Raw genomic sequence first — 2,500 nt, 5'->3', positions numbered from 1 at the left:
CACCTGGTTTCGGGTCTACGACCACATACTCATTCGCCCTATTCAGACTCGCTTTCGCTGCGGCTCCGTCTTCTCAACTTAACCTTGCATGTAATCGTAACTCGCCGGTTCATTCTACAAAAGGCACGCCATCACCCATGAACGGGCTCTGACTACTTGTAGGCACACGGTTTCAGGATCTCTTTCACTCCCCTTCCGGGGTGCTTTTCACCTTTCCCTCACGGTACTGGTTCACTATCGGTCACTAGGGAGTATTTAGCCTTGGGAGATGGTCCTCCCAGCTTCCGACGGGATTTCTCGTGTCCCGCCGTACTCAGGATCCACTCAGGAGGGAACGAAGTTTCAACTACAGGGTTTTTACCTTCTCTGACGGGCCTTTCCAGACCACTTCATCTACCCCGTTCCTTTGTAACTCCATGTAGAGTGTCCTACAACCCCAAGAGGCAAGCCTCTTGGTTTGGGCTATGTCCCGTTTCGCTCGCCGCTACTCAGGGAATCGCGTTTGCTTTCTCTTCCTCCGGGTACTTAGATGTTTCAGTTCCCCGGGTCTGCCTTCAATACCCTATGTATTCAGGTAAAGATACTGTTCCATTACGAACAGTGGGTTTCCCCATTCGGAAATCTCCGGATCAAAGCTTACTTACAGCTCCCCGAAGCATATCGGTGTTAGTCCCGTCCTTCATCGGCTCCTAGTGCCAAGGCATCCACCGTGCGCCCTTTCTAACTTAACCTAAAAGGTCATTTCTCTAATTGAATAGAGAGAAAACTAAAATGGCGATCACTCGGTTTTTCTTGGTTCTTCTTACTTACGATTATCTAGTTTTCAAGGAACAAAAAAGCTTTGAGAGAATTGCTCCCTCAAAACTAAACAAACAAGCTAGTCAACAGTACGAACCAGAAGGTTCGCATTCCGATTGCCATTACGGCAATATCCTTAGAAAGGAGGTGATCCAGCCGCACCTTCCGATACGGCTACCTTGTTACGACTTCACCCCAATCATCTGTCCCACCTTAGGCGGCTGGCTCCAAAAGGTTACCCCACCGACTTCGGGTGTTACAAACTCTCGTGGTGTGACGGGCGGTGTGTACAAGGCCCGGGAACGTATTCACCGCGGCATGCTGATCCGCGATTACTAGCGATTCCGGCTTCATGCAGGCGAGTTGCAGCCTGCAATCCGAACTGAGAATGGATTTATGGGATTGGCTCGACCTCGCGGTTTTGCAGCCCTTTGTTCCATCCATTGTAGCACGTGTGTAGCCCAGGTCATAAGGGGCATGATGATTTGACGTCATCCCCACCTTCCTCCGGTTTGTCACCGGCAGTCACCTTAGAGTGCCCAACTGAATGCTGGCAACTAAGATCAAGGGTTGCGCTCGTTGCGGGACTTAACCCAACATCTCACGACACGAGCTGACGACAACCATGCACCACCTGTCACTCTGTCCCCCGAAGGGGAACGCCCTATCTCTAGGGTTGTCAGAGGATGTCAAGACCTGGTAAGGTTCTTCGCGTTGCTTCGAATTAAACCACATGCTCCACCGCTTGTGCGGGCCCCCGTCAATTCCTTTGAGTTTCAGCCTTGCGGCCGTACTCCCCAGGCGGAGTGCTTAATGCGTTTGCTGCAGCACTAAAGGGCGGAAACCCTCTAACACTTAGCACTCATCGTTTACGGCGTGGACTACCAGGGTATCTAATCCTGTTCGCTCCCCACGCTTTCGCGCCTCAGCGTCAGTTACAGACCAGAGAGCCGCCTTCGCCACTGGTGTTCCTCCACATCTCTACGCATTTCACCGCTACACGTGGAATTCCGCTCTCCTCTTCTGCACTCAAGTTCCCCAGTTTCCAATGACCCTCCCCGGTTGAGCCGGGGGCTTTCACATCAGACTTAAGGAACCGCCTGCGCGCGCTTTACGCCCAATAATTCCGGACAACGCTTGCCACCTACGTATTACCGCGGCTGCTGGCACGTAGTTAGCCGTGGCTTTCTGGTCAGGTACCGTCAAGGTACCGGCAGTTACTCCGGTACTTGTTCTTCCCTGACAACAGAGCTTTACGACCCGAAGGCCTTCATCGCTCACGCGGCGTTGCTCCGTCAGACTTTCGTCCATTGCGGAAGATTCCCTACTGCTGCCTCCCGTAGGAGTCTGGGCCGTGTCTCAGTCCCAGTGTGGCCGATCACCCTCTCAGGTCGGCTACGCATCGTTGCCTTGGTGAGCCGTTACCTCACCAACTAGCTAATGCGCCGCGGGCCCATCTGTAAGTGACAGCCGAAACCGTCTTTCAGCTTTCCCTCATGTGAGGGAAAGGATTATCCGGTATTAGCTCCGGTTTCCCGAAGTTATCCCAGTCTTACAGGCAGGTTGCCCACGTGTTACTCACCCGTCCGCCGCTGATCTTCAAAAGCAAGCTAATGAAGATCCGCTCGACTTGCATGTATTAGGCACGCCGCCAGCGTTCGTCCTGAGCCAGGATCAAACTCTCCAAGAAAGAGTTATGAGT

The 2,500-nt window shown here is 52.9% G+C and carries 2 rRNA genes (1 of these 2 cut by a window edge); both read right to left on the bottom strand.

The features are described 5' to 3' along the window. Positions 1-731: ribosomal RNA gene (locus LGO15_RS01560) — 23S ribosomal RNA — on the bottom strand (it extends 2,204 nt beyond the left edge of the window). A gap of 207 nt (positions 732-938) precedes the next feature. Beyond that, positions 939-2,488, bottom strand: a 16S ribosomal RNA gene (locus LGO15_RS01555). The 16S and 23S rRNA genes sit together here, the layout of an rRNA operon. Positions 2,489-2,500: the final 12 nt, after the last annotated feature.

The sequence above is a fragment of the Mesobacillus sp. S13 genome (assembly GCF_020422885.1).
Classification (GTDB): domain Bacteria; phylum Bacillota; class Bacilli; order Bacillales; family Cytobacillaceae; genus Mesobacillus; species Mesobacillus selenatarsenatis_A.
Note: the sequence above shows the minus strand (reverse complement) of the source record. Positions and strands in the feature narration are given on the sequence as shown.